This is a genomic window from Aeromonas sp. QDB31, assembly GCF_027707605.1.
Taxonomy (GTDB): domain Bacteria; phylum Pseudomonadota; class Gammaproteobacteria; order Enterobacterales; family Aeromonadaceae; genus Aeromonas; species Aeromonas media.
In genome coordinates this window covers 1-3,416 of sequence record NZ_JAPCIX010000048.1, presented here as the reverse complement: position 1 = coordinate 3,416, position 3,416 = coordinate 1, and the positions used below count along the sequence as shown (strand labels likewise).

Genomic DNA, 3,416 nt, shown 5'->3' with positions numbered 1-3,416 from the left:
CGAGCGGGTGCAGGGGTCGGGCCGAACGGGGAATCCTCACATACGGCCCAGCGTGCGACGCGCACCATAGCCTCCCAGGGCTCGCAACCTTGGGGCACCAGCACCGAGCGCAACGGGGAATCAACCACGGCCAGCTCGATAAAAACGGCGCGGCAGTCCGGCCCACAGGTAGGGACTGAAGCAGGTGCAGAGTGGCGCGGTGTGTCTCAGGAGCGCGTGAGGGGGAGCGGCAGCAAGCCGCCTCGATAGTCCTGAGCAAGGCGAGCTATCCAGCGTAACTACGTCATTTTTAACGTAGCCAAGCAGGAGGGCGAACCTATCTTGAAGCGCAGCGAAGGATAGGTTCGCCGGTGTCCTCTGCCCTGCCTTTCAACAACAAAAAAAAGCGCGGATCTTGGCGAGGTGGGTAACTGCGCCTGTCCGTCCACATGCCATTTTTCGGCTTGTGGGCGGCAGCAGTTACCCACGGAGCGTGTTGTTTTGGGGCTTGTTCGTTGCACGATAGTCCCATTGCCCTAGTCTTTCCGCGAGATCACAAATCATTTCCTAAATTCGACCAATCAAATTGCGAAATCGATGCTTTGATGCCAAAATCAAATTGTCAGAATGACTCATCGAATTTGGAGATTGACGCATGCAGGAAAAGGAAGCCAAGATGGTCTTCGACCTGGGCGGGTTCAGTAAGGCCATGATTGCCCCAACCCCCATGGGGTCAGGGTTCCACCTCCACTTGGTGCGTTTCGGCAAAGGTGGTACCGAGGTCATCGAACGGCAGCGCGGAGGTTGGAGAGTTTTCTCCTCGATGGACGCTGCCGCGAACACTGCCAATGCCATTGGGTTCCGGCGTATCGAGATCGACCTGAGCAGTCGCTAAGGGCCAACAGACCCGCTTCGCGGGGGCCGATAGGAAAAGACAATCTGCTTTGCACAGCCCCACTTCGGTGGGTTTTTTTGTGCCCCGCAGGGGCACGGGGTCAAGGGGGGGGATCCCCCTTGCTCAAGTCCAGCCCCCTTGTAAGCGAAGCACAAGGGGGCTAGTGAGTGTCCTGCTTGTGTTCCACAAGCAGGAGGTGGGGGTATCATCCACTCATGGTTCGGAGTTTTAGAGGCAACCCATGGCTAAAAAATTCGTCATTATCCGGCACAAAAAGCTGAAGAGCATTGGGCACGTTAAGGCGGCGATCAATCACAACGACCGGACATCTAAACCACCAAATGCAGACCCCAGCAAAGAGTCGTTGAATCAGGTCTTTGGTGGGGGGGTGCCGACATTTTCTCGAACGCTGGCCAAGGTGACTCGCAAAAGTACGGCCAAGGATCCGGTGGTTGCCCTGGAGTACATCGTGACCGCCAGCCCAGAGTCCATGCAGGCTCCTGGATTTGACCAGGCAGGGTATTTCAGAGCGGCTAGGGAGTACCTGGATGAGCTGTTGGGAGCAGACAATTTCGTGCATGGGGCTATCCACATGGATGAGTCAAACCCCCATATGCACCTGGTGTACGTGCCCCTGGTGCAGACACCGGGGAGCACCAGAAAGCGGTCTGTCGTGGTGGGTAAGGCCCCTGACGGCTCGCAGCTCCGAGAGGTGAGGGAGTTCAAGGTAGAGCCGGCCACCGTGCTGAACGGCAAACACTTTACGGGGCTGGAGGCCAGTCAGCGGCTTCAGACTGAGTTTGCTGAGCGGGTAGGTGTGCCGTTTGGCCTGACCCGCGGGGTGAGGAAAAGCGGTGCCCATCACACCGAGATAAAGGCGTTTTATGGGGGGTTGGAGGCCGTCAAAACTGAGTTGGCTGAGGCTCGGATCCAGCTGGAGGCGGCTAAAGCCGAGTTGAGTGAGATGGCTCGGCAGCGCGATAGGCTGCGGCGCGAGCTCAAGGAGATCCCGAAACTGGTTTTGGAGCGCGTAGGAGCCGTTATGGCTGCGATCAAGGGGGTTCTTGATACCGGAGGGTGGGGCTATGAGCCAGACCTCATCAGGGGGCCGCTAGCACGGCTATTTTCGATGCCGGAAACGCAGGCTCAGCCTGGGCGAGGGATGCTTTTGGATGGAATAAAAGCGCATATGCAGCGGGCTCAGGATGAGGCCAGAGATAGGGGAGAGTCGGTCCCAAACTTTGGTGGGGAGGCCGAGTTGGCTGAAGCTGCAACGCGTAAGCCGAGGCCATGATGGAGTTACCGCCCTGGCTACGCTTGCCAGCCCTTGCTTATGAGTTGACAGACTTCGCTAGTCATCTCCTGAGTAAGGGCTTCTTGTAGCTAGAAATCGGGCTTTGGTCAGGCAAAGGAGAGCGGCTTGAGCGAGTTGGCATCTATCTTTGACCTTGCCTTTTCAAGGCTATATGCGGCTTGAAGGTTGATCCAAGATTCAGCCGTTCTCCCAAGAACAGCCGACAACCTGACAGCCATTTCATAGCTGACATCCATCTTACCATTGATAATACGACTCAACGTTGATGGTGAAATATTAAGGCGTTCAGCAAGATCTGCGGCCTGCAACTCAAGAGGCTCCATGTATGCAAGGGAGATGAATTCCCCTGGGTGCATATTGTTCATCATATCGAGCTCCTGTTATTCATAATTAATTGCATATCGGTTGCTTTATTTGTCTTGACGTGATGCGCATTGCGCACCTAGCAAGTCCTTTACTTTTAGCTACAAAAGTGCTAAGATGGTACATCCGATCACTTTTTTTTACGTGGTAGTGGTTTGGGTTTTTCTTTTGGGGAGGGTTTGGGGTTTACTACGTCGGTATTAATAATAACTGACTTACCCTCTTAAACGCAACACGAGGCTTGCAATAAATCATCATAATATGAAGAGGGTTTTAAGAATGATAAAAAGTTATAAGTCGAAACGGTTAGAGGCATTTAGTGAGGGGGATCATTCGAAGATAGACTCTCGTCATGTTAATGCGGTAAGGGTGATCATTGCTGCGCTCAAATCTGCAACAGAGATTGATGACCTTAGGTTGCCAGGCAAAAGATTGCATTCGTACAAGGGCATTAGCCCTGTTCGCTGGTCCTTGGATGTGTCGGGGAACTGGCGCATTACGTTTGAGTTTGAGAATGGTCACGCCTATGCGGTTGATTATGAGGATCCGCACTAAGCGGATTGACGCTGTTTGCGGATCCAGCGTAACCTGTTCGCCAGAAACGAAAAAACCACCCGGCAAGGTGGTTTGTTCGAAGGTACGTTGAGTTGGAGCTCTCTGTACCTGGTAACAGCTTCGGGCGGAAGCAGCTACCGTAAGACCCTTTCAGTTTAGCGGCCTACGGCCCTATCGATCAAGTAGTCTCTCGCCCGAAACCTGTTACCGTTGGCTCCTGCCAATGGCGATTAGTCGTATCCGCTCGAATTGGAAGCATGTTGATGTTGTCGAGCGGGTGCAGGGGTCGGGCCGAACGGGGAATCCTCA

Annotated in this window: 4 protein-coding genes; 3 read left to right on the top strand and 1 reads right to left on the bottom strand. The window is 54.2% G+C overall.

Features of this window, described 5'->3' with window-relative positions:
• Positions 1 to 634: 634 nt before the first annotated feature.
• Positions 635 to 874 (top strand): plasmid replication protein RepB, encoded by a 240-nt coding sequence (locus tag PG898_RS21050; RefSeq protein WP_270824989.1) that lies wholly within the window; start codon positions 635 to 637, stop codon positions 872 to 874.
• Between the two features lie 241 nt (positions 875 to 1,115).
• Positions 1,116 to 2,168, top strand: a complete 1,053-nt coding sequence (locus PG898_RS21045) for a plasmid recombination protein (RefSeq protein ID WP_270824990.1) — start codon at positions 1,116 to 1,118, stop codon at positions 2,166 to 2,168.
• A 107-nt stretch (positions 2,169 to 2,275) separates the two neighbouring features.
• Here PG898_RS21045 and PG898_RS21040 read toward each other — a convergent pair whose 3' ends face one another.
• The gene (locus PG898_RS21040) at positions 2,276 to 2,557 is read right to left on the bottom strand and encodes a HigA family addiction module antitoxin (RefSeq protein WP_270824991.1); all 282 of its coding nucleotides are present in this window, start codon (positions 2,555 to 2,557) and stop codon (positions 2,276 to 2,278) included.
• Positions 2,558 to 2,813: 256 nt separating this feature from the next.
• On the opposite strand from PG898_RS21040, the gene PG898_RS21410 reads away from it, so the two are divergent.
• Positions 2,814 to 3,107, top strand: a complete 294-nt coding sequence (locus tag PG898_RS21410; RefSeq protein WP_442866324.1) for a type II toxin-antitoxin system RelE/ParE family toxin — start codon at positions 2,814 to 2,816, stop codon at positions 3,105 to 3,107.
• The last annotated feature ends 309 nt before the right edge of the window (positions 3,108 to 3,416 follow it).